Source organism: Streptacidiphilus sp. MAP12-33 (assembly GCF_041261265.1).
Taxonomy (GTDB): Bacteria; Actinomycetota; Actinomycetes; order Streptomycetales; family Streptomycetaceae; genus Streptacidiphilus.
This window is the reverse complement of record NZ_JBGCCA010000006.1, coordinates 96,768-120,548: the sequence shown is the minus strand read 5'-3', so window position 1 is coordinate 120,548 and position 23,781 is coordinate 96,768. Positions and strand designations below refer to the sequence as shown.

Sequence of the window (23,781 nt, the reverse complement as noted above, 5' to 3'; positions counted from 1 at the left end):
CGTGTCCCGCGTCCTGAGCGCCGCCCACCGAAGGAAGAGCGCGTGAACCATCGTCGTCCCAACCCCGACGAGATCACCCCGGACGATCTCTTCCGTCCGGACGGTGGGCCCACGGCAGCGTACGGCGCCCCGCTCCAGCCGTCGGAGGGCCAGGCGGCCGCGACGCAGTACCTGCCGCCGATGCCGCCCGCGCCCCAGGCACAGCCGTACCCGCAGGCGACCCAGCCGATGCAGCAGTCGTACCCGGCCCAGGGCGGGTTCCCGCAGCAGCCCCAGCCGCAGACCCAGCAGTACGGCGGCTACCAGCAGGGCGGCTACGACCAGCCCGGTTACGACCAGCCCCGTTACGACCAGGGCGGCGGCTACGACCAGGGTGGCTACGACCAGTACGGCGACCACGGCTCCTACGACGAGGACCCGCACCGCAACCGCCCGTCCATGCGGACCCTCGGCATCGCCGTGGTCGCTGTCTGCGCGGTGGTCGGCATCGGTCTGGGCGCGCTGCTGAGCGGCGGCTCCTCGGGGTCCGGCGCGCAGGCGGGCAAGGGCCCGGCGAAGCACGGGGCGACGGCCGGCGCGGACCACACCGGCGACAAGGCGGCGCAGCTCGCGCAGGCGACGAAGCTGAGCGGGCTGCTGGACCAGGCGGCGAGCAACCGTCAGGCGGTCATCGCCGCGGTCGACGCCATCAATCACTGCCAGGGACTGCAGCAGGACCAGCAGACCCTCACCACGGCGGCGCAGGACCGCGCCAACCTGGTCACCCAGCTCGGGCAGCTCCAGGTGGACGCGCTGCCGTCCGGTCAGGACCTGGTCACCAAGCTCACCGCCGGATGGAACGCGTCCCAGCAGGCCGACCTGCACTACGCGGCGTGGGCCGCGCAGGCGGCCCCGGGCTGCCAGAAGAAGCACCACGCCAAGCAGGACGGCGAGTACGCCTCCGCGGTCGGCGCGAGCAGCGAGGCGACGCAGGCGAAGCGCGAGGCCGCGGAACTGTGGAACCGGATCGCCGCGGCGAACAACCTTTCCCCGAAGGCCTACACCCAGCTCTGAGCCCCGCCGTGGAACAGGCACCCGCCGCGGGGCGGGTGCCTGTCTCAGTTGCCGGCGGTGAGCGGCCCCGAGACGTCGACCAGGCCGGCGTGGCTCTCGGTGAGCTCGCCGTTCTGGACCACCAGGAAGGTGACGTCGGTGTTGACCGTGCGGGGGGTCGCCGCGAGGCTGATCAGGTTCCCGGCCTGCCAGGCCAGCGGGGGCGTCACGCCGCCGGTGCTGACCGGGCCGGTCGCGTCGAAGGCGGCGTGGACGGTCTGAGCGGTGACGGGGCTGCCCTTGATGCCGTCGACGACCTTCTTGAAGACCTCGTAGGCGATCCAGGTGGTCTCCACCCCGGGGTCGGTGGGGTTGATGCTGTTGTTCGTGAACGCGTACTTCTTGATCACCGCGTGCATCTGGTTCCAGACCGGGCTGCTGTCCGGCGGGTACCAGCCGGTGGCGAGCGCGCCCTCCAGCGGGCCGTCGGCGCCGCCGGTGCTGTCGACCAGCGACTGCTGGAAGCTCCCCATCAGCGCCGCGAGACGCGTGTGCGCGGGCGCGGCCTGACGCCAGCCGTCGATGAAGGTCTGCGTCGAGGCGGCGTCCAGCGCGGTGGTCACGCAGTCGTGCGTCCGGTCGGTGCCGATCGCCTTGGCGACCTGCTGGTCGTAGTTGGTGCGGCCGGGCGCGGCAGGGACGTCCTTCGCGACGATGTTGTACTTGGCGAGGCCGTTGTTGAGGAACGTGTACATCGAGTCGCCGACGGCCGTGTCCGGGCGCACGATCGCGACCCGGCGGCAGCCCGACTCGGCCAGTTGCTCGCCGTTGCCGACGAGCAGCGTCTGGAAGCCGCCGTTGACCGGGTACGAGTAGGGCGAGGAGAACTCGGAGTTCGAGGCCCCGGAGCCGCCGATGTAGGAGATGCCCGCCGACTCCAGCAGCGGCATGAACTGGTCGCCGTAGGCGCTCGCGGAGCCGACCACGGCCACGGCCTTGGCGGCGACGGCCTGGTTGGCGCAGGCGATCGCGCCGTTGGCGGTGTTCTGCTCGTTGCAGGTGATCACCTTGAGCGGGTGGCCGGCGACGCCACCGTTGTCGTTGAAGGACTGCGCGACGGCCTGGGCGAGCGCCGGCATGCCCGGCTCGGATCCCGGCTGGCCGTTCATCGGCGCCCACGTCATCACCGTGACCGGTGACGAGGGATCGGCACTGGCGTCGCCCCCGCAGCCGCTCAGCCCCCCGCCGAGCAGCGCCGTCGCGGCGAGCGCCGCTCCGGTGCGGCGCAACCGCCTGGCGGTATCAGCTCCCTTGGACCTCATCAGTACCGTGCCCTCCCCGCACAACGGAATGCGTACGGTTGCTCACCCTTGCCGCGCGTCCGGACGCGGCAGGGGACTCAGGGGGAACGCAGGGTCACAACAAGGTGAACAGGAGGTAAGGACGCGCGTAGAACGTAGGATCGGGTCTCATGCAGGCCGCGCACGATACGTCAAGGACTTCTCGAACGGGCACCCGCTCCAGGAGGATGGGCGCCATGCCGCTCACTGACCTTCCCTGGTGGCGCTGGCGGGCCCGGGTCCGTTCCGCGCTGCACATGCTCGGCGACCCGCGATTCCAGCAGGAGTGCTGGGCGCCCGGTCGCGAGGGCTACGGCGACGTCACCGACGCCGTCTACCGCCTGGTCGAGGACACCTGGCTCGACCGCTGGTCCGCGGAGAAGTACGTGGGCTCGATCTTCCGCGACTCCGCCGAGGCCACGGCGGTCGACACCGCCGTGCTCCGGGTCCTGCGGATCATGCACCAGGTCGGCCCCGACGCGCCCGCCTCGGCGTACTTCCAGCACCACGCCTGGCCCGAGGCGGTCCGCGCCTGCCGCGACGCCCACGCCCGCCTCTCCCTCGCCGACGGCGAGGACCCGGACGCGGCCCCCCGTTCGCTCGCCATGCTCGGCATTCTCACCCGCACCGCCGGAGCGTGAGACGGCGGGACGTGCCGACGGCCCTCTGTGGCAGAGTTGCCGCATGGCCGAGCAGTACATCCTGACCCTGAGCTGTCCCGACAAGCAGGGGATCGTCCACGCGGTCTCCAGTTACCTGTTCATCACCGGATGCAACATCGTCGACAGCCAGCAGTTCGGCGATCCGGACAGCGGCCTCTTCTTCATGCGCGTCCACTTCTCGGCGGAGCCCCCGGTCACCCTGGAGAAGCTGCGCGCCAGCTTCTCCGCGACCGGCGACGCGTTCCGCATGGACTGGCGGATCGACTCCGGCGACGCCCGGATGCGGGTCCTGCTGCTGGTCAGCAAGTTCGGCCACTGCCTCAACGACCTCCTGTTCCGCGCCCGCAGCGGCGCGCTGCCGGTGGAGATCGCGGGCGTCGTCTCGAACCACCGCGACTTCGAGGAACTGGTCGGCTCGTACGGCGTCCCGTTCCACCACATCCCGGTGACGGCGGACACCAAGCCGGAGGCGGAGGCGGCGCTGCTGCGCATCGTCGAGGAGGAGGCCGTGGACCTGGTGGTCCTCGCCCGCTACATGCAGGTCCTCTCCGACGACCTCTGCAAGGCCCTGGCCGGGCGGGCGATCAACATCCACCACAGCTTCCTGCCGAGCTTCAAGGGCGCCAAGCCCTACCACCAGGCCCACGCCCGCGGGGTAAAGCTGATCGGTGCGACGGCCCACTACGTGACCGCGGCGCTGGACGAGGGCCCGATCATCGAGCAGGAGGTCGTCCGCGTCCGCCACGACGTGACGCCGGAACGCCTCGTGGCCCTGGGCCGCGACGCCGAGTGCCAGGCGCTCGCCCGCGCGGTGAAGTGGCACGCGGAACACCGCGTCCTCCTCAACGGCTCCCGCACCGTCGTCTTCGCCTGAGGCGGCGTAGCCGCCTCAGGGGCTCGGGACTCTGCCGATATGCGGCTCCGCCGCGGGGCGCGACAAGCCAGCCTGTGCGGTCGGATCCCGGGCGAGCAGGGCCATCCGCCTTGCGGTGACTTCCTCGCGCGCGCAGTTCATCGAGCGGAGCCTCGCGCCCCTGAAGGTGCAACGACCTGCGGGAGCGAAGGCGTCAGGGCCGTGACAGCAGCCGGGCCGCGGCCAGCAGCGCGCGAGCGAGCTCGCGGTCGCCCTTGATGCCGACGGGCATGCGGTGGGGGTCGCGGTGCCCTGCGCACAGGTGGCAGAACTCGACGCCGTCGATCGCCACCGTCGCCGACGGCTCCGTGTCGCAGGGTGTCGCCGGGTCGTCCAGGGGGATGAGCCACTCGCTCTCGCCGCGGCCCTCGATGATCAGCTTCACCATCCGGCCCGCCCCCGGCTCCCCGCCGAAGACAACCGGCAGCAGCCGCACCGCGAGCCCGATCAGGGCTCGGATGTGGGCGCCGCGCGGCGGGTTGTAGGGGTAGCCCACCGCCTCCGCGATGTCCTCCGCGTGGATCCAGCACTCGAAGGCGCGGTCGAGGAAGGAGTCCGCGACCGGGATGCGGAACGCCCCGTAGTCGACGAATCGTTCCGCCACATCCTCGGCGGCCAGCGCCGCGGTCTCCACGATGGAGCGCGTCTGGGCGCGCCACAGCGCGCGGACCGTCGTGGGCGGACGCCCGGTCTGCGCGGAGCGGAGGCGGGCGTCGCGTTCGAGCAGGTCGTCGCCCTCGGAGGGGTCGGGCAGACCCAGCGCGCGGGCCAGCACCCCGTCCACCGCCGTGAGGTGGGTGAGGACCTCGGCCGGCCGCCGCTGAACCGCCCCGCCGTGCCAGCGCAGCGTCGCCTGTTCCAGCCAGTCGAGCTCGCCGAGATCCCGCAGCAGCGCGTCCAGCCGGGCGCTCTCCGCGACGTACGGTTCCGCGTACGCGGGCACGCGGAACGCCGGCTCGCGCACGCCGAGGCAGCCGTCGAGAACCTGGCGGCGCAGGCTGGGCTCGGGGTCGAGCGGCTCGTCCGCGGAGAGCCAGCCCGCCGCGTCGCGCAGCTGGTGCGCCTCCTCGCGGCAGGCGGCGCAGGAGGCGAGGTGGGCCTCCAGGCGCACGGCCTCGTCCGCGCCGCAGGCGTCCAGCGCCCAGGCGCCGAGCATCGAGCGGAGCTCCTCGTGGACGGCGCCGTCCAGCCCGCCCGGTCCGCCTTCAGGCGCCGGAGGCGTCCCCGCGCTCACCGGGCCGGCTCCGTCGACAGCGCGCCGGCCAGCAACTGCAGGCCGAGCCGCATCCGGTGCTTCGCGGTGTCGGGGGCGATCCCGAGCTCCTTCGCGGCCTGCCGGTAGGTGCGGCCGCCGAAGTAGGTGAGCAGCAGCGTCTCGCGCAGCGCCTGCGGCAACGAGGAGACGACGTACTGGACGCGGGCGGCGGTCGCCGCGGCCAGCACCTCCTCCTCCACGCTGGGTGGCTCCAGCGGCCCGCCCTGCTCGTCCCCGTCCGGGCCCGCTCCGGCCGCCTCGCGGCGCAGGCGCTCGACGGCACGGCGGTGGGTCAGCGTGCCGATCCAGGAGCGCATCGAGCCCTGCGCCGGGTCGAAGCTCTCGGGGTGCTCCCAGACGTGGGCGAAGACGGCCTGGGTGATCTCCTCGGCGGCAGCCTGGTCGGCGAGGACGCGGCTGGCGAGGCCGTGGACGAGCGGGGCGAACTGGTCGTAGAGCTCGCCCAGCGCGGACTCCTCGCCACGGGCGAGCCGCCGCTGGATCTGGCGGTCCCAGCGGATCGGTGCGGGACTCGACATCGGCACCACCGCTCCGCCCGTTCCGCGCTGTCGACAACATGGCCAAGGAATCGCCAAGGAACCCTCACACGAAATCTAGCGCCGCTCGTGTGTGTCGACCGGATGTTTGAGGAAACTAAATGCCAGGCACGATGGCACGGAGTGTCAGATCCCCGACGAGCGCCGCTAATCTGAAAGCCCTGAAGGCTCATCATGAACATGCAGGAGAAGCGTGACGCCGTGATGACAACACTGAGCGTGGAGCGTGAGGAGAGCGACGGCTGGGTGCTGCTGCGGGTCCACGGCGATCTCGATCTCGGGACCGGCGGCCGGGTCCGGGAGGCGGTCCGCGAGGCTGTCGCCGAGGGCTCCCGTCGCGTGGTCGTGGATCTGGCGGAGGTGCGCTTCTGCGACTCCACCGGCGTGGGCGTGCTGATCGGCGCGCGCCGGCTGCTGCGGTCCTGCGGCGGCGAGCTGCGCCTGGTGCTGCCGCGCACGGATCTTCCCCCCGGTGCGATCCCCTCCCAGGTGCACCGGGTGTTCGCCGCGCTGGGCGTGCACCGGCTCTTCACGGTGGTCGAACAGACCCGGGGCGAGCACAGGCCGCAGTAGGACGGCCCGGCCCCAGTAGAGTCGGGGGCACCACCCCTGCGCGACCTGGAGCAGCACCGCCGTGACCACGCCCGTCTCCCTCAGCATCGTGCTGCCCGTCTACGGCGTCGCCGACTACCTGCCGCGCTGCCTGGACTCGATCCTCGCGTCGAAGGTGCCGGGTCTGGAGGTCGTCGCGGTCGACGACTGCTCCCCGGACGGCAGCGGGGAGATCCTCGACGCCTACGCGGCGCGCGACCGGCGGCTCAAGGTCACGCACCTGGCCGCCAACCGCGGCCTCGGCGGCGCCCGCGAGGAGGGGCTGAAGGTCGCGACCGGCGAGTACGTCTGGTTCGTCGACAGCGACGACTGGCTGGCGGAGGGGGCCGTCGAGGAGATCGCCGCGCGGCTCGCCGAGGACCGGCCCGACGTGCTGATCACCGGCTTCGCCCGGGTCTACCCGGACGGCGCCACCGAGCCCGACACCTGGCGCCGCCTGCTGGTCGAGCCGCCGCTGCCGCAGACCTTCACGCTCGCGGAGCGGCCCGGCCTGCTCCAGATGATCATGTCGGTCTGGAACAAGGTGATCCGCCGCGAGTTCCTCGCCTCGCTCGACGTCCACTTCGGCGCCGGCTACTACGAGGACATCTCGGTCACCTACCCGCTGCTGCTGTCCGCGCGGACGATCAGCTACCTCGACCGGGACGTCTACTTCTACCGCCGCCAGCGCGCCGGGGCGATCACCAACACCGCCTCGCCCAAGCACGCGGACGCCTTCGCCCAGTACGACGCGATCTTCGCCTTCCTGGACCGGCGCCCCGAGATCGGCCCGAGCCTGTGCCGGCTGGTCTTCGACCGCACGGTCAAGCAGGCGGTCACCATCCTGGACACCCCCGGCCTGGTCCCGGACGAGCTCCGGCAGGACTTCTTCCAGAAGATCACCGCGCATTTCCGGCGCCACCGCCCGGCGGGCCACACCTTCCCCAAGGGCCTGCGCGGCGTCCAGTACCGCCTGGTCGAGCGCGGCGCGTGGGGCGCCTACCAGCGCCTGCGCCCGTTGCAGGCGCTGCCGCGCACGCTGCCGGGCACGGTCAAGCGCGCCGTCCGCGGCGCGGGCCGGCGCGGACTGTACGAGACGTACCGGCGCCTGCCGATCGACGAGAACCTCGCCGTCTACGCCGCCTACTGGTACCGCGGTTACAGCTGCAGCCCCGCCGCGATCTACGCGTCGATGCGTGAGCTCGCCCCTCAGGTCAAGGGCGTCTGGGTGGTCAACACCCCCGCCCAGGCGGCCGCGTTGCCGGACGGCGTCCCGTACGTGCTGGCCAACACACCGCGCTACCTGAAGCTGATGGCCACGGCCAAGTACCTGGTCAACAACGTGAACTTCCCGCACACCACGACCAAGCGCGCGGGCTCGGTGCACGTCCAGACCCAGCACGGCACCCCGCTGAAGTACCTGGGTCTCGACCTGCGCGACCGCCCGCTGGCCGCCGACGGCATGGACTTCGACCGGCTGCTGGAGCACGTGGCCCGCTGGGACTACCTGGTCTCGCCCAACCCCCACTCCACGAAGTCCTTCCGCCGCGCCTATCCGGGCCCGTACGAGGTCCTGGAGACCGGTTACCCCCGCAACGACCGTCTCGCGGACCCGGACCCGGTCGAGATCGCCGCGATCCGCGAGCGGCTCGGTGTCCCGGCCGGCAACCGCGTCGTCCTCTACACGCCCACCCACCGTGAGCAGCACGACTCGTTCGTCCCGGCCCTGGACGTGGTCGCCCTGGCCCGCGCTCTCGGCCCGGCCACGACGGTGCTCATGCGCGCCCACTACTTCTACGGCGACGCGGGCCTGCCCGCCGACGCGGGCGTCATCGACGTCTCCGCCCACCCGGTGGTCGAGGACCTCTACCTCGCGGCGGACGTCCTGGTGACGGACTACTCCTCGGCGATGTTCGACTACGCGGTCCTGGACCGCCCCGTCGTGATCTTCGCCCCGGACTGGGACGACTACCAGCGCATCCGCGGCGTCTACTTCGACCTCATGGCCGAACCGCCGGGCGCTGTCGCGCGCACGGAGGCGGAACTCGCCTCGGTCCTCCAGCCCTACGGCGGCTGGGACTCCCCGGACGCGACGAAGCTGCGCGCCGCCTTCCGCGCCAGGTTCTGCCCCTGGGACGACGGTCACGCCGCAGAGCGCGTCGTGCGCAAGGTTTTCCCGGTGAAGTAGCTGCACGTACCTCAGGGGCGCGAGGAACTGCGCGACAAGCCACCCTGGGCCTTGAGATCCCGAGCGGGCAGGGCCATCCGCCTGCGGTGGGTTTCTCGCGCAGTTCCTCGTGCCCCTGGGGGTTGCAACTAACTCGGTGCGCCTTCGCTGGCCGTCCGTGCGGACAGCCAGGTGAGGGCCTCCGGCAGCATCGCGCGCCAGACGTCCGGGGTGTGGCCTCCCCGCTGGACGGTGAGCAGACGGCTCGCGCCGGGCTGGTGCAGGATCCCGAGCAGGGCTCGCGCCGCGGGGACCGTGCCCTGGTCCTGGAGGCTGCCGGCCATCAGGAAGGAGACGGGCGGCTGCTGCTTCGCCTCCTTCAGCCGCAGGTACGGGTTGTTCGCGCGGGCCAGCGCCGGGTCGCGGGTGACCAGCGGGGACTCCGGCGTGTTGTAGCCGGACAGGCTGACCGCCGAGTGGAAGGTCTCGGGGTGCTGGACGGTGAGGTTGACCGCACAGTACGCGCCCGCGGAGTAGCCCATGATGCCCCAGCCCGCCGGGTCCTTCGTGGCCCGGAAGTTGTGGCGGACCAGGGTGGGCACGTCCTCGGCGAGCCACGTCGCCGTCTTCGCCGTGCCGGGGATGTCCGCGCAGCCCGCGTCGGTGTTGCCACCGAGGGTGTTCAGCTTGGCCGAGACCATGATCATCGGCTTGACCTTGCCCTGGGCCATCAGCTTCTGCATCTCGTCCTGGACCCGCATCGTCCCGAACCACGCCTGCGGCGTGCCGGGCGTGCCGGGCAGCAGTTCGACGACCGGGAACGCGGTCTGCGCGTACGCCGGGTCGCGGTACTGCGGCGGCAGCCACACGTAGACGCTGCCGTCGATCCCGGACTTCGCACCGATCGTGCGGACCTTCATCACGCCGGGGCTGTACTGGGTGAACTGCAGCTTTCCGTCGCTCGACGGGCCGCCTCGCCCGTGCTGGCCGCCGCCGACCGCCGTGGTCACCGGCGGCGCGCTGCTGCCGCCGAAGAGGTCGCTCCAGCTCTCGTAGAACGGGCCCATGCTGTTGTTCACATAGACCATCACCGCGACCACGGCCGTGAGCTGGCTGAACAGCGCCAGGCCCAGGCGGCCGCCGACGCGGGCCGGTCTGGGCCCGGGTATTCGGTTCCAGAACACGAAAAGCGCGACCAGTGCGCTGATTGTCACGATGATGGTCAGCACGAAGAAAGGTGTGCCGGTGAGACTCATCGCCGCCCCTTCAGGAAACTCCCCCGTCTCCGGGTGCGACTAACGGGTGGAAAAGACAAGCTCCTCCGAGCCTACCTACCAGCGAAAAAACCTCTTCATACCAGCGGATGAAGTCCGCACATCCGAACGGCGGGGGCTTCCCCTAGGGGGTAGGGGTCACCGCGGCTCCTCCCAGGGGAGGGCCGCGAACACGTCCCGCAGGCGGTGCTTCAGCACCTTGCGGAGGGTCTCGTTGCGGGGCAGCGCGTCCACCACCTCCAGCTGCTCCGGGATCTTCTGCGTCATGAGCCCGGCCGCCCGCAGCCGCTCGGCGACCTCGGCCAGGGTCGGCGGCTCCACGCCGGCCCTGCGCTCCACCACCGCGCAGACGCGCTCGCCGCGCACCGGGTCCGGCAGGCCGATCACCGCCACGTCGCCGACCCGCGGGTCCTGGTAGAGCAGGTCCTCGATCTCCTTGGCGGAGATGTTCTCGCCCTTGCGGATGATGATGTCCTTGAGCCGCCCGGTCAGCCGGACGTGACCGTCGGGCCGGACGTGGCCGAGGTCACCGGTGCGGAACCAGCCGTCGGCGGTGAAGGCCTCGGCGGTCAGCGCCGCGTCGGTGTAGCCGCGGCAGACCATCGGGCCGCGCAGCCACACCTCCCCGTCCACGACCCGCACCTCGCAGCCGCGCACCGGGTGGCCCTCGGTGTACGCGAGCTGCTCGGGGGTGTCGCGGGGCGAGCCCATGCAGATCGCCGGGGCCTCCGTCATGCCGTAGCCGTGGGCCAGGACCACGCCCATCTCCTCGGTCACCTCCCGGTACAGCTCCGGCGGCATCGGCGCGCCGCCGCCGGAGAGGATGCGCAGGGTGGGGACGACCCGCTCGCCCGCGGGCAGCTTGCGCTGCTCGGCGAGGAACGCGGAGTAGAAGGCGGTGCTGCCGCCGGCCATGGTCACCCCGTTGCGGCGGTAGGCGGGCAGCACGTCCGGGAGGGCGAACACCTCCACCAGCAGGGCGGGGAACCCGTACACGAGCAGTGCCACCAGGTAGTCGGGCCCGCCGATGTGCGCGTAGGGGAAGGCGATGGACCCGACGTCCCGCGGGCCCATGTCCAGCGCGTGCGCGAAGCCGCCGCCGCCCGCGATCAGGGTCCGGTCGGTGTGCCGGGCGCCCTTGGGGGCGGAGGTGATGCCGGAGGTGTAGTAGACCCAACGGACCGGCGTGTGCGTGTCGTCCAGGTCGGCGCGAGGCGCGGGGGGCAGCACGGCCGGGTCGCCGTCGGGCAGGTCCGCGTCGGTGTACAGGACGCGGACGGCGGGCGGCTCGGCCCAGCCACCGGTCAGCTCCTCGGCCATCTTCACGTAGTCGAAGCCGCGCCAGACCCCCGGCACCAGGTAGAGCCGCGCGTGGGACTCGCCGAGGATGTGCCCGACCTCCGCGCCCCGGTAGATCGCGATGATCGGCGTCTGCACGGCGCCGAGCCGCGACAGCGCGAGCGAGACCAGCACCGTCTCGATCCGCGTCGGCAGCTGCCAGGCGACCGGCGTGCCGTCCTCGATCCCGTACGCCTCGCGCAGCCCCGCCGCGACCCGCTCGGCGCGGTCGCGCACCTCCCGGAAGCTGAGCCTGCGGTCCGGCTCACCCTCCACCTCGGCGGCCTGGATCAGCATCGGCGCGTCCGGGGTCGCCGCGACGCGTCGCTCCAGCAGGTCCCACAGGCTGCCGGCTTCGGTGATGGTCACAGGTCCCTCCCGGGTGCGGTGAGTGCGGCGATGACGTCGTCGGTGGTGGCGAGCGTCGCGACGAGCGCGAGGGTGTGGGCGAGGACCGCCTGCGCGTACTGCGGCGGGGTCCCGGCCACGGCGTCGGTGGGGATCACGACCTGTAGCCCCGCGTCGACCGCGCCCAGGGTCAGCTCCAGCAGCGCGACGTTGAGCGAGACGCCGGTGACGACGAGCGTGGTCGTCCCCAGGTTGCGCAGCAGCGAGGCGAGCCCGGTGTCCTGGAACGGCCCGAGACCGTGCAGCCGCGGCAGCACGAAGTCCCGGTCCGGGTCCGCGCCGAGGCCGGGGTGGAGCGCCGGGTCGAACGGCGTCGCCGCCCTCGCGGCCGCCGCGAAGAGGCGGGCGTTGCTGTTCCCGCCCCGCCCGTCGGCGCGGCGTTCGGCCGTGCAGTGCACCACGGGCGTCTCGACGCCGCGGGCTGCGGCGCACAGCCGCCGCAGGTTGCCGACCAGTCCCGACTGCTGTGCCGCCTCGGCGAGGGCGGGGAAGACCGCCTTCTCGCCGAGCACGGCCTCCTGGCACTCGCAGGTGACCACGGCCGTGTGCGCCGGGTCGAGAAGTCGCCGTAGTCCTACCGCCATCCGGTCCTCGCTCGGTTGCTTGCTTGCCGCTTCAGGGGTCCGTCACTAGTCTGAATCTGACGCACCGTCAGGTAAAGGGTCGTGGAGAGGGAGCCCGCAATGGAAAGCTCTGCCGAAGCCGAACTGCCGATGGTGGTCAGCGTCGACGACCACGTCATCGAGCCGGCCCACCTCTTCGAGACCTGGCTGCCGGCCAAGTACCGTGACCGGGGTCCCAAGGCGCTGACCGCGGGCATCGGCCAACTGGAGTACATCGGCGGCAAGTACCGCATCACGATGGATCCGGACGGCCCTCCCACGGACTGGTGGATCTACGAGGACCTCCAGTTCCCTTACAAGCGCAACATCGCCGCCGTCGGCTTCGACCGCGACGAGATGACGCTGGAGGGCATCACCCGCGAGCAGATGCGCCGCGGCTGCTGGGACCCCAAGGCGCGCATCGAGGACATGGAGAACAACCACGTCGAGGCGTCCCTGTGCTTTCCGACCTTCCCGCGTTTCTGCGGCCAGACCTTCGCCGAGGCGCGCGACAAGGAGGTCGCCCTCGCCTGTGTCCGCGCCTACAACGACTGGATGGTCGAGGAGTGGTGCGGGGACAGCGGCGGCCGGCTGATCCCGCTGTGCCTGATCCCGCTGTGGGACGTGCAGCTGGCCGTCGCGGAGATCAGGCGGAACGCGGCGCGGGGCGTCCGCGCGGTCTGCTTCAGCGAGATCCCGACCTATCTGGGGCTGCCCAGCATCCACACCGGTTACTGGGACCCGTTCTTCGCCGAGTGCGAGGCGACCGGGACGGTCGTCTGCATGCACATCGGCTCCTCCTCCCAGATGCCCGCCGCCTCCCCGGACGCGCCCCCCGCCGTGCAGGCGACGCTGAGCTTCAACAACGCCATGGCCTCGATGACGGACTTCCTCTTCAGCGGCGTGCTGGTCCGCTACCCGCGGCTGAAGCTCGCGTACAGCGAGGGCCAGATGGGGTGGATCCCGTACGCGCTGGAGCGCGCGGACGACGTGTGGCGCGAGCACCGCGCCTGGGGCGGGGTGCGGGATCTGATCCCCGAGCCGCCGTCGACGTACTACTACCGGCAGATCTTCGCGTGCTTCTTCCGTGACAAGCACGGCGTGGCCTCGCTGGAGCGGGTCGGGATCGACAACGTGACGTTCGAGACGGACTACCCGCACGTGGACTCGACCTGGCCACAGACGAAGGCCGTCGCCCTGGACCACGTGAGGGGGCTGCCGGCGGACGTCATCTACAAGATCATGCGCGGCAACGCGATCAGGATGCTGGAGCTCGACCTCGACCGTTAGCCGCACCAGCCAGGGCGCGAGGCTCTGCCGATACGCGGTTCCTGCCCCAGCCTTCGGCCGGGAGGTGCCCCATGCGTCGGCGCGACAATCCCCCAGCCTTCGGCCGGGGGACCCCCTCCCACGACCGTGAGATCCCGAGCGGACAGGGCCACCCCCCTGGGGTGGGTTGCTCGCGCACGCAGTTCATCGGGCAGAGCCCCGCGCCCCTGGCGGGTGCAACCAAAGGAGAGTGCCGACAGTGCAGCTCAGCGATACTCCCGCGGAGGCCGACTTCAGGCGGCGTCTGCGCGAGTGGCTCGGCAAGACCCTCCCGGAGCTGCCCGCCGCGCCGGATCCCGGCGACTGGCCCGGGCGCCGGGCCTACGACACGGCGTGGCAGCGGCGGCTCTTCGACGCCGGGTACGCCGGCATCCACTGGCCCGTGGACGCCGGCGGGCGCGGTGCCACCCCCTCGGAACACCTGATCTTCCTGGAGGAGACCGAGCTCGCCGGTGCGCCCTATGTCGGGGCGAACTTCGTCGGCCTGCTGCACGCCGGGCCCACCATCGCCGCCGAGGGCACCGCCGAGCAGCGCGCCCGCTTCCTTCCGCCCGTCCTGCGCGGGGACGAGATCTGGTGTCAGGGCTTCAGCGAGCCCGACGCGGGCAGCGACCTGGCCGCGCTGCGCACGCGCGCCGTCCGGGACGGCGACGAGTACGTCGTCACCGGCAGCAAGATCTGGACCTCCCACGCCGAGGTCGCCGACTGGTGCGAACTGCTGGTGCGCACCGACGCGGACGCGCCCAAGCACCGGGGCATCACCTGGCTCGCCATGCCGATGGACGCCCCCGGCGTCACCGTCCGGCCGTTGCGGACGCTCGCCGGGACGACCGAGTTCGCGGAGCTCTTCCTCGACGAGGTGCGCGTCCCGGTCGGCAACCGGCTCGGCGCGGAGAACGACGGGTGGCGGGTCACCATGGTCACCCTCTCCTTCGAGCGTGGCACCGCCTTCGCCTCCGAGGCGGTCGCCTGCCAGCGCGAGGTGCGCGAACTCGCGCGCGTCGCACGCGCGGGCGGCGCCTGGGACGACGCCGGCATCCGCCGTGAACTGGCCTCGCTCTCCGCCGAGTTCACCGCGCTCTGGCGGCTCGTGCAGTGGAACGTCTCGGAGGCCGCCGCGCGCGGGGTGCCGGGAGCCGGTGGGAGCGTCTTCAAGCTGCGGTTCAGCGAGGCGCGGCAGCGCCTCTACGACGTCGCGGCGCGCATCCTCGGCGCCGACGCGCTGCTGGAGGGGCCCTGGGCGGCGCAGCGGCTCCAGGGGCTCTCCTACACCATCGCCGCCGGGACCTCGCAGATCCAGCGCAACATCGTGGCCCAGCGCATCCTGGGCCTGCCGAAGGGGCGTTGACCGATGCACTTCCAAGTGACGGATGACCAGCACCAGCTCCGGCGTGCGCTGGGCGAGCTGCTCACCGATCGCGGTCCGGACCACCCGGCGAGCTGGCGGGAGCTGGAGGACGTCGGGCTGTTCTCGCTGCGTGTGCCGGAGCAGGCGGGCGGTCTGGGCCTCGGACTGCCCGAGGCGGTGCTCGCCTTCGAGGAGGCCGGGCGTGCCGTACTGCCGGGGCCGCTGGTGGGGACGGAACTCGCCGCCGCCGTCCTCGGCGTGGGCGGCCGGGCCGAGGTCGTGCGGGTTCCGGCGCGCGGCTCGGTGCTGGTCCCGGACCTGCCGACGCTCGACCACGTCCTGCTGCTCCACCCGGACGACTCCCTCGCCGTCCTCCCGGCCGCCGGACTCGACGCGACGCCGGTGCCGGCCGTCGACCCGGACCGGCCGCTCTGGCGCCTGGAGGGGGTGCTCCCGCTGGGCGAGCACTCGCCCGGGGCGCGGCGCGTCGCGGCCGAGGGGGCGCTGCTGACCGCCGCCCTGCAGGCGGGCCTCGCCGCCCGGACGGTGGCCGAGGCGGTCGCGTACGCGCGCACGCGCGAACAGTTCGGACAACCGATCGGGGCCTTCCAGGCGGTCCAGCATCTGTGCGCGGACATGCTGGCCCGCGCCGAGCTCGCCCGCGTCGCGGTGTACGCCGCGGCCGTCGCCGGCGACGAGGCGGAGATCGCGGGCGCCAAGCTCCTCGCGGACGAGGCCGCGGTCCACGGCGCGCGCGACTGCCTGCAGGTTCACGGCGGGATGGGCTTCACCTGGGAGGCCAGGGTGCACCGCCTGCTCAAGCGCGCCTGGGCCTGGCAGCAGGCCGTGGCCGACCGCGACCGCTGTCTCGACGTTCTCGCCGGACGGCTCTAGTACTGGTGTCGCAAGGGTGTTTTTGCCGCGACGCCGCTCGGTTTCCCGGCGTCGCGGCACGGTTCGGTTACGCTCACGGGGGTGCGCAGCAAGCAGTCCACCCGCGGCGGTCCGGTGGTCCCCGGACCGGGTTCCGGGGGGAGAGCGGTGGCCGGGGCAGTATGCACCCCTGGGTGCTCCCTCGGCTGGAATATGCCCGAAGACCATGCTCCCGGCCCTCGGGGCGGATCATTCTTGTCCGTATACGCGCCGGTTCGCGGCTCGCGCGGTGGTCCGGCCCGGCTGATCCCGCTGACACGGGTGGTGTGACAGGTGCAGGTTCAGGCACAGGTGCTTCAAGTCCAGACGGCGGTGCAGGCCGACCCCGCCGAGGTCGGCAGAGCGCGGCGTTGGGCCCGCAGCCGCCTCACCGGCTGCGGGTTCGACCTCGACGCGTCCCTCGCGGACACGCTGGTGCTGGTGGTGTCGGAGCTGGTCACCAACGCGGTCGTGCACACCGGCTCGCCGGCCGTGCTGCGCCTGGTCTTCCCCGTGGGCGCGGACGCGGAGCGCCGCCCGGTCCGCGTCGAGGTCACCGACGCGAGCGAGACGCCGCCGGCGCAGCGGTGCGCGCCCGACGAGGCGACGGGCGGGCGCGGGCTGGAGCTCGTCAGCGTCCTGACCGACCGTTGGGGCTGGTTCCCGGACGGCAGCGGCAAGCGGGTGTGGTGCGAGCTGCTTCCCGAAGAGCGGGAGGAGCAGGAGGACCTGGCCGCCCCCGTGGGCATGACAATTCGTTGACCGCGCACGGTTGATCCTCCCGTCCTACGGGAAGGCATGGCGCATGAACGTTTCTCCCGATGCGTGGGACGCCGCGGCGACCGTCCGCGCGTTGGAGGGCGTCATCGACGTGGAGTGGGCCCACGACCAGCGTTGGGCGATGCCGTGGCGCCTGCCCGTCGCCGACCTCGAACTCCACCACCGCGATCTCGTGCTGCCGGCCATGTGCCCGAGCGGCGTGCGGGTCCGGCTCCGGACGGCGTCCACGCGGATCCTGCTCGACGCCGAGTCGGTGCAACTCCAGGGCGGGCCGGTCTTCGAGGCCCGCTGCGACCTCTGCGTGGACGGAGAGCCGGTCCGGTCCACCGCGCTCGGTGTCGCGGGGGCCGTCTTCGGCGGCCTGCCGCCGGGCCGGAAGGACATCGAGATCGCGCTGCCGATCCTCCCGGCCGTCCGCCTCCGGGGCGTCCGCGCCCTCGACGGTGCGTCCCTTCACCCGCTCCCGGACCAGCGGCCGCGTTGGACCGTGTACGGCAGCAGCATCAGCCACGGCTACCGGGCCACCCCGACGCAGACCTGGCCGGCCACCGCCGCGCGTCTGCTGGGCCGCAATCTCACCAATCTCGGCTACGGCGGAGCCTGTCTGCTGGACCCACTTGTCGGGCGAATGCTGGCAAACCGCCCGAGCGAATTCATCACCCTCGAACTCGGTATTAATGTCTACAACTCGGCCGCTCTGCGCGAGCGAACGTTCCTTCCGGCCGTGCACGGCTTGTTGGCTGAAATTCGCTCCCGGCAGCCCGGGGTTCCGGTGGCCGTGGTCGGTCCGGTGTTCGGTGGATGGCGTGAGTCCGAACTGGCGGACGGAATGTCCGAGGCATTCGGGGATCTGACCCTGAGTGCCCTGCGGGAGCAGTTGCACGACGCCGTGGAACTGCGCCGGAAGCGTGGTGACACCGCGCTGACCTGGGTGGACGGCCGTGACCTGTGTTCCGGGGCCGACGCGGCGCGCGGCGTCCTCCCGGACGGCCTGCATCCGGACGCGGATCACCAGCAGGAGATGGGCCGGCGCTACGCCGATCTCTGCGGCGTGCTCTGACGCGGTCGTCGACAACGAACAGATGAAGGCTCAAACCGTACGCAACCAATGCGACTTCACGACAAGCCATTGACGTGACGTGTCCGTCTGATCACGCTTGGATTCAGCGATTCGTTGCGAGGGGACGCCAAGGGCGCGCCCAGCCTTCGCGCTGTCCGCTTCCTTGACGAGTGCGAATCGTGTCGGCGCCGGTTTTCAGGGCACGTTCGGCGCCGACGGGGGCACCCCCGGCCACGGGTCGGGGGCTGGTGGCGGGGCGCCGTGACGCGTGGAGTAATCCGCGCACGGCGCCCCGCCATCCGACCTTCCGCCGCCCGTTCGCCCGCGGCGCGGGCGCTACTTGACCGCGACCGGCGCCACCGGCGCGCCCACGCCACCGGTGAACGGCTCCGGCGGCGCCGAGAGCAGGAACTCGTACACGCCGTCCTGCGCGCAGTCCGCGGCCAGCGCCTCCAGGTTCCAGTTCTGGCCCTGCATCATGCCCATCTCCACCAGGTCCAGGGCGTGGACGGGCAGGTAGAGGCCGTCGACCTCGGGCGGGAAGGTCTCGAAGACCAGCGTGTCGTTGGCGACGGCCGCCACGTCGCGGGCGTGGAACCACTCAGGGCAGCGCAGTCCCAGACCGGGGGAGGGGAACGCGTAGGCGTCCCGGTCGCCGCCGAGGTAGAACTGCATCTGGCCGGTGCGGATCAGCACGACGTCCCCCGCCCGGACGGTGACGCCGGCCTGCGCCTCGGCCGCGTCCAGGTCCTCGGGGGTGACCACGTGGTCGCCGGGCAGGCGGCCGGCCCCGTGCGGGCGGGCGACGTCGAGCAGCACCCCGCGCGTCACCAGCGCGCCGACCTTCTCGATGCCCGAGCGGGTCGCGCCCTCCTGGGCGTTGATGCTGTCGGCCGGCCGGTTGTTGTAGATCCGGCCGCCGTGGCTGACGTGGCCGAGACCGTCCCAGTGGGTGCCCGCCTGGAGGCCGAGCGTGGCCACGTCGTCGCTGGTGGCGATGGCGCCGGGCCCGAACATCTCGTAGTTGAGGGCGACCATGGTGTGCAGCGGGTTGACCCGGCCGGGGATCATCCCCGTCTGCACGCCCTGCTGCTGGAGCGGCAGGCCGAGCTGGAAGCGTCTGCCGGTGCGCACGCAGGCCGCCGCGGCGCGGACCACCGCGGGGGTGATCAGGTTGAGCGTGCCGATCTCGTCGTCGGCGCCCCAGCGCCCCCAGTTGTTGACGCGTTTGGCGATGTCACGGAACTCGTCGAACTCGGCCGGTGCGGGCACGGTCCTCGCCTCCTCTTCCCCTGGGACTTCCCATCGGCAAGAATCTAACGGTCCGTCAGATTCTTGAGGAGGGGTACGGCGTGGCTGAGTTCCTGCGCGGCAAAGTGGTCGCGGTGACCGGCGCCGGACGTGGCATCGGGCGTGCGGTGGCGCTCGCCTGTGCCGCAGGGGGAGCAAAGGTGGTGGTCAACGACTACGGCGTCGGCATCGACGGCTCCGCGCCGGCCAGTGAGGTCGCGGACGAGGTGGTCAAGGAGATCGAGGCCGCCGGAGGCGAGGCCGTGGCCGTCGCCGACGACATCGCCACCATGGCCGGTGGCGAGCGGGTCGTCCGTACCGCCGTCGAGTCGTTCGGGCGGCTGGACGGCGTCGTCTGCGTCGCGGGCATCCTGCGCGAGCGGATGCTCTTCAACATGTCCGAGGAGGAGTGGGACCCCGTCATCGCCACCCACCTCAAGGGCACCTTCACGGTGTTCCGCGCCGCGTCCGCGTTGATGCGCAAGCAGGGCGGCGGCAGCCTCATCGGCTTCACCAGCGGGAACCACCAGGGCTCCGTCAGCCAGCCCAACTACAGCGCGGCCAAGGGCGGCATCATCTCGCTGACCCGCAGCGCGGCGCTCGGTCTGCACAAGTACGGCGTCACCGCCAACTGCGTCGCCCCGGTCGCCCGCACCCGCATGTCCGCGAACGTCCCGATGGAGCTCAAGGAGATCGGCGAGCCGGAGGACGTGGCCGCGCTCGTGGTCTACCTGCTCTCCGACGCCGCGCGCGAGATCACCGGCCAGGTCTACACCGTCGCCGGACCCAAGATCGCCGTCTGGGCGCAGCCGCGTGAACTTCGGGCCATGTACGCCGAGTCGGGCGCGTGGACCCCCGAGCGGATCGCGGACTTCCTGCCCGGCACGGTCGGGGTCGACCCGATGCCGATGCTGGCCCAACTGGAGGCGATGGCCAAAGCCGCCGCCGCGAAGGACCGCCCCAATGCGTAAGGCCGGGTGAGGAGAAGTGGATTTCGGCTTCGACACGGCGGACGAGGAGTTCCGGGCGCGGGCCCGCCAGTGGCTGGCGGACCGTCTCGGCCCCTGCGGCGCCTTCGCCGACCTGCGCGGCGTCAAGGCACCAGGCGACGCCGACCGGCGCCGCGCGTGGGAGCGCGAGCTCGGCGCGGGCGGCTGGATCGGCCTCGGCTGGCCCGAGGACAGCCTGACCCGCCAGGTCGTCTGGTTCGAGGAGTACGCGCGGGCCGGGGCCCCCGACCCGCTCGGCATCGTCGGCGAGCAACTGCTGGCGCCCACGCTGCTGCTCCACGGCACCCCGGAGCAGCAGGAGCGCTACCTGCCCGGCATCGCGGCCGGCGCCCAGATCTGGTGCCAGGGCTACAGCGAACCCGACGCCGGCTCCGACCTCGCGAACGTCCGCACCGTCGCCGAGCCGACGGCGGACGGCGAGGGGTGGATCGTCACCGGCCAGAAGACCTGGACCTCGCTGTCGCAGTGGGCCGACTGGTGCTTCGTGCTGGCCCGCACCGAGCCCGGCTCGCGCCGCCACCACGGGCTCAGCCTGCTGCTGCTGCCCATGCGGCAGGAGGCGGGCCGGATCGACGTACGGCCGATCCGGCAGCTGGACGGGGTCAGCGAGTTCAGCGAGGTCTTCTTCGACGGGGCCCGGGCCGTCGACGTCCTGGGCGCGGTCGGCGACGGCTGGCGGATCGCCATGACGCTGCTCTCGTTCGAACGCGGCGCGGGCATGCTGGGCCGCCAGATCGGCTACCAGCGCGAGCTGGACGCGGTCCTGCGCGCGGCGGCGAACTCCGGCGCAGACCGGGACCCCGTCCTGCGGGAGGCGCTGACGCGCCAGTGGGCGGACCTGTGGGTGATGCGCGCCAACGCGCTGCGCACGCTGGGCCGCGCGGAGCCGGGCACGGCGGCGGTGGCGAAGCTGGTCTGGGGCAACTGGCACCAGCGCCTGGGGGAGCTGGCGCTCCAGGTCCAGGGCCTCCCCGGGGCGTTCGTGCTGGGCGCACGGCACGATCCGGACGCCTACCCGCTCACCCCCGCCCAGCACACCCTGCTCTTCTCCCGCGCGGACACCATCTACGGCGGGAGTGACCAGATCCAACGCAACATCATCAGCGAGAGGGTCCTCGGGCTGCCGCGGTAGTTGCACTCCCCAGGGGCGCGAGGAACTGCGCGACAAGCCACCCGGGCGGGTGGCCCTCAACGCGCAGGGCCATCCGCACGCCGTTGGTTTCTCGCGCAGTTCCTCGCGCCCCTGATGGTGCGACTGACCCTTGAAATCAAAGTGAGGGCTCCATGACCGAAGCAACACCGCACCGCCTCTTCATCAACAACGAGTGGCGTGAGGGCGGCGCCGGTACCTACCCCGTCATCAACCCCGGAACGGAAGGCCTCGTCGGCCACGCGCCGGAGGCGTCCGCGCAGGACGTCGCCGACGCCGTCGCCGCGGCCCGAGCCGCGCAAGCGGAGTGGGCGGCGACCGCTCCCGCGAAGAGAGCGGCGCTCTTGGACCGGATCGCCGATCTCGTCCTGGAGCGGGCGGCTGATTTCGTACCGCTGCTCCAGGCCGAGACCGGTGCCACGATCCGGGTCGCCTCCGCCATGCAGCTGCCCGTCGTCGCCGACCGGTTCCGCCGCTACGCCCGCGGTGCGCTCGAACCCGCCGTGGAGTCCTTCCCGGCGTACCCCGTGGCGGCGACCCCGCTCGCGGCCGGGGGCCTCACCAACGCCGCCGCCGCACGGCGGCCCGTGGGCGTCGTCGGGTGCATCACCTCGTACAACTTCCCCATCGTCAACCTGGCCGGCAAGCTCGCGCCCGCTCTCGCGATGGGCAACACCGTCGTCGCCAAGCCCGCGCCGCAGGACCCCCTGGCCTGCCTCAAGCTGGGCGAGATCTTCGTCGAGGCGGGCGCGCCCGCGGGCCTGTTCAACGTCGTCACCGACTCCGGCGCCGCCGCCGGGGCCGCGCTCGTGGCCTCGCCCGACGTCGACATGATCAGCTTCACCGGCTCGACCGCCGTCGGCCGCCGCATCGCCACCGACGGCGGCGCCACCATGAAGCGCCTGCTGATGGAGCTCGGCGGCAAGGGCGCGGCGATCGTGCTGGAGGACGCCGACCTGGCCAAGGCCGTCCAGGCCATCGGCTCCACCTGGGCGTTCCACTCGGGCCAGATCTGCACCGCGCCCACCCGCGCGCTCGTCCACCGGTCCCGCTACGACGAGGTGGTCGCGGGGCTCGCGCACTTCGCCTCCCGGTTGCCCGTCGGGGACCCGCTGTCGCAGTCCACCGTCGTCGGACCGGTCATCTCCGCCGCCCACCGCGACCGCGTCGAGGGCTACATCAGCGGCGCGCTCGCCGAGGGCGCCCGGCTGGTGCTGGGCGGCACCCGCAAGGAGCACACCCCGGACACGCCCGAACTCCCCGGCACCGGCTTCTTCGTGGCGCCCACGCTGCTGGCGGACGTGACGGCCGCGATGACGATCGCGCGCGAGGAGGTCTTCGGGCCGGTCGTCGTGGTGATCCCGTTCGAGGACGAGGAGGAGGCGCTCGCCATCGCCGACTCCACCGAGTACGGGCTGTACGACTACGTCTTCACCGCCGACACGGCCCGCGCCTACGGGCTCGCCGCGCGCCTGCGCAGCGGCAACGTCGGCATCAACACCGCCCAGCGCCACCCGGAGACGCCCTTCGGCGGCTTCAAGCAGAGCGGTGTCGGCCGCGACGGCGGTTCCTTCGGCCTGCACGCCTACAGCGAGCAGCAGGCCATCGTGTGGCAGTCCTGAGGAGGGAACGGACATGAAAGGCGTCATCTTCGACGGCAAGGCCCCCCAGGTGGTCGACGACCTGACGGTCCGCGAGGCGGGGCCCGGCGAGGTGCTGGTGCGGATCGCCGCCGCGGGCCTGTGTCACAGCGACCTGTCCGTCATCGACGGGACGATCCCCTTCCCCGTCCCGGTCGTGCTCGGGCACGAGGGCGCCGGCACGGTGGAGGCGGTCGGCGCGGGCGTCACCCACGTCAAGCCGGGCGACCACGTCGCGCTCTCCACCCTGGCCAACTGCGGCACCTGCCGTGAGTGCGCGCTCGGGCGCCCGACCATGTGCCGCAAGGCGATCGGCATGCCCACCAAGCCGTTCACCCGCGACGGGGACGGGCAGCAGCTCTACAACTTCGCCTCCACCTCGGTCTTCGCCGAGCGCACGGTCGTCAAGGCGGTGCAGGTGGTGCCGATCGACCCGGCGATCCCGTTCACCTCGGCCGCGCTGATCGGCTGCGGGGTGCTGACGGGCGTGGGCGCGGTCCTGAACCGGGCGCGCGTCGAGATCGGCGACACCGTCGCCGTCATCGGCTGCGGCGGCATCGGCCTCAACGTCATCCAGGGCGCGCGGATCGCGGGCGCCTCCCGGATCGTCGCGATCGACGCCGTCGCCGACAAGGAGGGCATCGCCCGCACCTTCGGCGCGACCGACTTCGTCGACGCGCGCGCCGTCGACGACACCGTCGCGGCGGTCAAGGCGCTGGTCCCGAACGGTGTGGACCACGCCTTCGAGTGCGTCGGCCCGACCAAGCTCACCCGGCAGGCCATCGACATGCTGGACCGGCACGGCCAGGCGGTCCTGCTGGGCATGCCGGCTGCCGACGCGGAGGCCTCGTTCCGTCCGGCGGAGCTGTTCCTGGACAAGTCCGTCCTGGGCTGCCGCTACGGCTCCTCCCGTCCGCCGCGCGACATCGCCCGCTACGCGCAGCTCTACACCGCCGGCCGGCTGCTCCTGGACGAGCTGGTCACCTGCACCTTCCCCGTCGACGAGTTCGAGGCCGCGGCGAAGGCCACCCACACGGGCGGAGTCGCCCGCGCGGTGCTGACGTTCTGACGGTGTCTCATGGCGTGTAAACGTCTGCGGGGGCCGCCGTGGGGCGCGATGATC

At 72.2% G+C, this 23,781-nt stretch carries 21 protein-coding genes; 14 read left to right on the top strand and 7 right to left on the bottom strand.

The window, feature by feature from the left end; genetic code table 11:
• The first annotated feature begins 42 nt into the window (after positions 1-42).
• The gene (locus ABH931_RS08705; RefSeq protein WP_370111522.1) at positions 43-1,053 is read left to right on the top strand and encodes a hypothetical protein; all 1,011 of its coding nucleotides are present in this window, start codon (positions 43-45) and stop codon (positions 1,051-1,053) included.
• A gap of 44 nt (positions 1,054-1,097) precedes the next feature.
• On the opposite strand, the gene ABH931_RS08700 is transcribed toward ABH931_RS08705, so the two are convergent.
• Positions 1,098-2,321, bottom strand: a complete 1,224-nt coding sequence (locus ABH931_RS08700; RefSeq protein ID WP_370111520.1) for an ABC transporter substrate-binding protein — start codon at positions 2,319-2,321, stop codon at positions 1,098-1,100.
• Between the two features lie 239 nt (positions 2,322-2,560).
• Here ABH931_RS08700 and ABH931_RS08695 point away from each other — a divergent pair, with 239 nt between their 5' ends.
• Positions 2,561-3,013, top strand: coding sequence for a hypothetical protein (locus ABH931_RS08695; RefSeq protein WP_370111518.1), 453 nt, complete (start codon positions 2,561-2,563; stop codon positions 3,011-3,013).
• Positions 3,014-3,056: 43 nt separating this feature from the next.
• A complete protein-coding gene (purU, locus tag ABH931_RS08690; protein WP_370111516.1) occupies positions 3,057-3,908 on the top strand; it encodes a formyltetrahydrofolate deformylase in 852 nt (283 codons plus the stop codon).
• Between the two features lie 193 nt (positions 3,909-4,101).
• Here the strand turns inward: purU and ABH931_RS08685 are convergent, their stop codons facing one another.
• Both ABH931_RS08685 and ABH931_RS08680 read right to left on the bottom strand, forming a co-directional pair.
• On the bottom strand, positions 4,102-5,181 hold the full coding sequence (locus ABH931_RS08685) for a maleylpyruvate isomerase family mycothiol-dependent enzyme (protein ID WP_370111514.1): 1,080 nt from the start codon (positions 5,179-5,181) through the stop codon (positions 4,102-4,104).
• The gene (locus tag ABH931_RS08680) at positions 5,178-5,741 is read right to left on the bottom strand and encodes a sigma-70 family RNA polymerase sigma factor (protein WP_370111512.1); all 564 of its coding nucleotides are present in this window, start codon (positions 5,739-5,741) and stop codon (positions 5,178-5,180) included. The genes ABH931_RS08685 and ABH931_RS08680 overlap by 4 nt, the downstream gene beginning before the upstream one ends.
• Before the next feature lie 192 nt (positions 5,742-5,933).
• On the opposite strand from ABH931_RS08680, the gene ABH931_RS08675 reads away from it, so the two are divergent.
• Positions 5,934-6,332 (top strand): STAS domain-containing protein, encoded by a 399-nt coding sequence (locus ABH931_RS08675; protein ID WP_370111510.1) that lies wholly within the window; start codon positions 5,934-5,936, stop codon positions 6,330-6,332.
• Between the two features lie 61 nt (positions 6,333-6,393).
• Positions 6,394-8,538, top strand: coding sequence for a CDP-glycerol glycerophosphotransferase family protein (locus tag ABH931_RS08670; protein ID WP_370111509.1), 2,145 nt, complete (start codon positions 6,394-6,396; stop codon positions 8,536-8,538).
• A gap of 128 nt (positions 8,539-8,666) precedes the next feature.
• On the opposite strand, the gene ABH931_RS08665 is transcribed toward ABH931_RS08670, so the two are convergent.
• The 3 genes from ABH931_RS08665 to ABH931_RS08655 form a co-directional block, all read right to left on the bottom strand.
• On the bottom strand, positions 8,667-9,773 hold the full coding sequence (locus ABH931_RS08665; protein ID WP_370111507.1) for an alpha/beta hydrolase: 1,107 nt from the start codon (positions 9,771-9,773) through the stop codon (positions 8,667-8,669).
• Between the two features lie 156 nt (positions 9,774-9,929).
• On the bottom strand, positions 9,930-11,498 hold the full coding sequence (locus ABH931_RS08660; RefSeq protein ID WP_370111505.1) for a class I adenylate-forming enzyme family protein: 1,569 nt from the start codon (positions 11,496-11,498) through the stop codon (positions 9,930-9,932).
• Positions 11,495-12,121, bottom strand: a complete 627-nt coding sequence (locus tag ABH931_RS08655; RefSeq protein WP_370111503.1) for an isochorismatase family protein — start codon at positions 12,119-12,121, stop codon at positions 11,495-11,497. The genes ABH931_RS08660 and ABH931_RS08655 overlap by 4 nt, the downstream gene beginning before the upstream one ends.
• 99 nt (positions 12,122-12,220) lie before the next feature.
• On the opposite strand from ABH931_RS08655, the gene ABH931_RS08650 reads away from it, so the two are divergent.
• The 5 genes from ABH931_RS08650 (at position 12,221) to ABH931_RS08630 (ending at position 17,568) form a co-directional block, all read left to right on the top strand.
• Positions 12,221-13,429 (top strand): amidohydrolase family protein, encoded by a 1,209-nt coding sequence (locus ABH931_RS08650; protein WP_370111501.1) that lies wholly within the window; start codon positions 12,221-12,223, stop codon positions 13,427-13,429.
• 238 nt (positions 13,430-13,667) lie between these two features.
• Entirely contained in the window at positions 13,668-14,816 is a 1,149-nt protein-coding gene (locus ABH931_RS08645; protein ID WP_370111499.1) for an acyl-CoA dehydrogenase family protein, read from the top strand.
• A gap of 3 nt (positions 14,817-14,819) precedes the next feature.
• Positions 14,820-15,710 (top strand): acyl-CoA dehydrogenase family protein, encoded by an 891-nt coding sequence (locus ABH931_RS08640; protein ID WP_370111497.1) that lies wholly within the window; start codon positions 14,820-14,822, stop codon positions 15,708-15,710.
• A 330-nt stretch (positions 15,711-16,040) separates the two neighbouring features.
• Positions 16,041-16,490, top strand: coding sequence for an ATP-binding protein (locus ABH931_RS08635; RefSeq protein WP_370111496.1), 450 nt, complete (start codon positions 16,041-16,043; stop codon positions 16,488-16,490).
• A 43-nt stretch (positions 16,491-16,533) separates the two neighbouring features.
• Entirely contained in the window at positions 16,534-17,568 is a 1,035-nt protein-coding gene (locus ABH931_RS08630) for a GDSL-type esterase/lipase family protein (RefSeq protein WP_370111494.1), read from the top strand.
• Positions 17,569-17,904: 336 nt separating this feature from the next.
• On the opposite strand, the gene ABH931_RS08625 is transcribed toward ABH931_RS08630, so the two are convergent.
• Entirely contained in the window at positions 17,905-18,840 is a 936-nt protein-coding gene (locus tag ABH931_RS08625) for a cyclase family protein (protein ID WP_370111492.1), read from the bottom strand.
• Positions 18,841-18,920: 80 nt separating this feature from the next.
• Between ABH931_RS08625 and ABH931_RS08620 the strand changes: the two genes are divergently transcribed.
• The 4 genes from ABH931_RS08620 to ABH931_RS08605 all read left to right on the top strand — a co-directional run bounded on the left by ABH931_RS08620 (position 18,921) and on the right by ABH931_RS08605 (position 23,727).
• Positions 18,921-19,829, top strand: coding sequence for an SDR family oxidoreductase (locus tag ABH931_RS08620; protein ID WP_370111490.1), 909 nt, complete (start codon positions 18,921-18,923; stop codon positions 19,827-19,829).
• Positions 19,830-19,845: 16 nt separating this feature from the next.
• Complete coding sequence (locus tag ABH931_RS08615) at positions 19,846-21,000, top strand: acyl-CoA dehydrogenase family protein (RefSeq protein ID WP_370111488.1); 1,155 nt, start codon at positions 19,846-19,848, stop codon at positions 20,998-21,000.
• 152 nt (positions 21,001-21,152) lie between these two features.
• Positions 21,153-22,640: an aldehyde dehydrogenase family protein gene (locus ABH931_RS08610; RefSeq protein ID WP_370111486.1), complete on the top strand. Its 1,488-nt coding sequence runs from the start codon at positions 21,153-21,155 to the stop codon at positions 22,638-22,640.
• A gap of 13 nt (positions 22,641-22,653) precedes the next feature.
• Positions 22,654-23,727 carry a Zn-dependent alcohol dehydrogenase gene (locus ABH931_RS08605; protein ID WP_370111484.1) on the top strand — a complete coding sequence of 358 codons (1,074 nt, stop codon included), beginning with the start codon at positions 22,654-22,656 and terminating at the stop codon, positions 23,725-23,727.
• Positions 23,728-23,781: the final 54 nt, after the last annotated feature.

Bases quoted from the DNA above. Each gene is read 5' to 3' on its own strand.
- ABH931_RS08605 (WP_370111484.1), top strand. From the start codon at position 22,654: ATGAAAGGCGTCATCTTCGACGGCAAGGCCCCCCAGGTGGTCGACGAC.
- ABH931_RS08695 (WP_370111518.1), top strand. From the start codon at position 2,561: ATGGGCGCCATGCCGCTCACTGACCTTCCCTGGTGGCGCTGGCGGGCC.
- ABH931_RS08655 (WP_370111503.1), bottom strand. From the start codon at position 12,121: ATGGCGGTAGGACTACGGCGACTTCTCGACCCGGCGCACACGGCCGTG.
- ABH931_RS08630 (WP_370111494.1), top strand. From the start codon at position 16,534: ATGAACGTTTCTCCCGATGCGTGGGACGCCGCGGCGACCGTCCGCGCG.
- ABH931_RS08610 (WP_370111486.1), top strand. From the start codon at position 21,153: ATGACCGAAGCAACACCGCACCGCCTCTTCATCAACAACGAGTGGCGT.
- purU (WP_370111516.1), top strand. From the start codon at position 3,057: ATGGCCGAGCAGTACATCCTGACCCTGAGCTGTCCCGACAAGCAGGGG.
- ABH931_RS08650 (WP_370111501.1), top strand. From the start codon at position 12,221: ATGGAAAGCTCTGCCGAAGCCGAACTGCCGATGGTGGTCAGCGTCGAC.
- ABH931_RS08680 (WP_370111512.1), bottom strand. From the start codon at position 5,741: ATGTCGAGTCCCGCACCGATCCGCTGGGACCGCCAGATCCAGCGGCGG.
- ABH931_RS08675 (WP_370111510.1), top strand. From the start codon at position 5,934: ATGAACATGCAGGAGAAGCGTGACGCCGTGATGACAACACTGAGCGTG.
- ABH931_RS08665 (WP_370111507.1), bottom strand. From the start codon at position 9,773: ATGAGTCTCACCGGCACACCTTTCTTCGTGCTGACCATCATCGTGACA.
- ABH931_RS08640 (WP_370111497.1), top strand. From the start codon at position 14,820: ATGCACTTCCAAGTGACGGATGACCAGCACCAGCTCCGGCGTGCGCTG.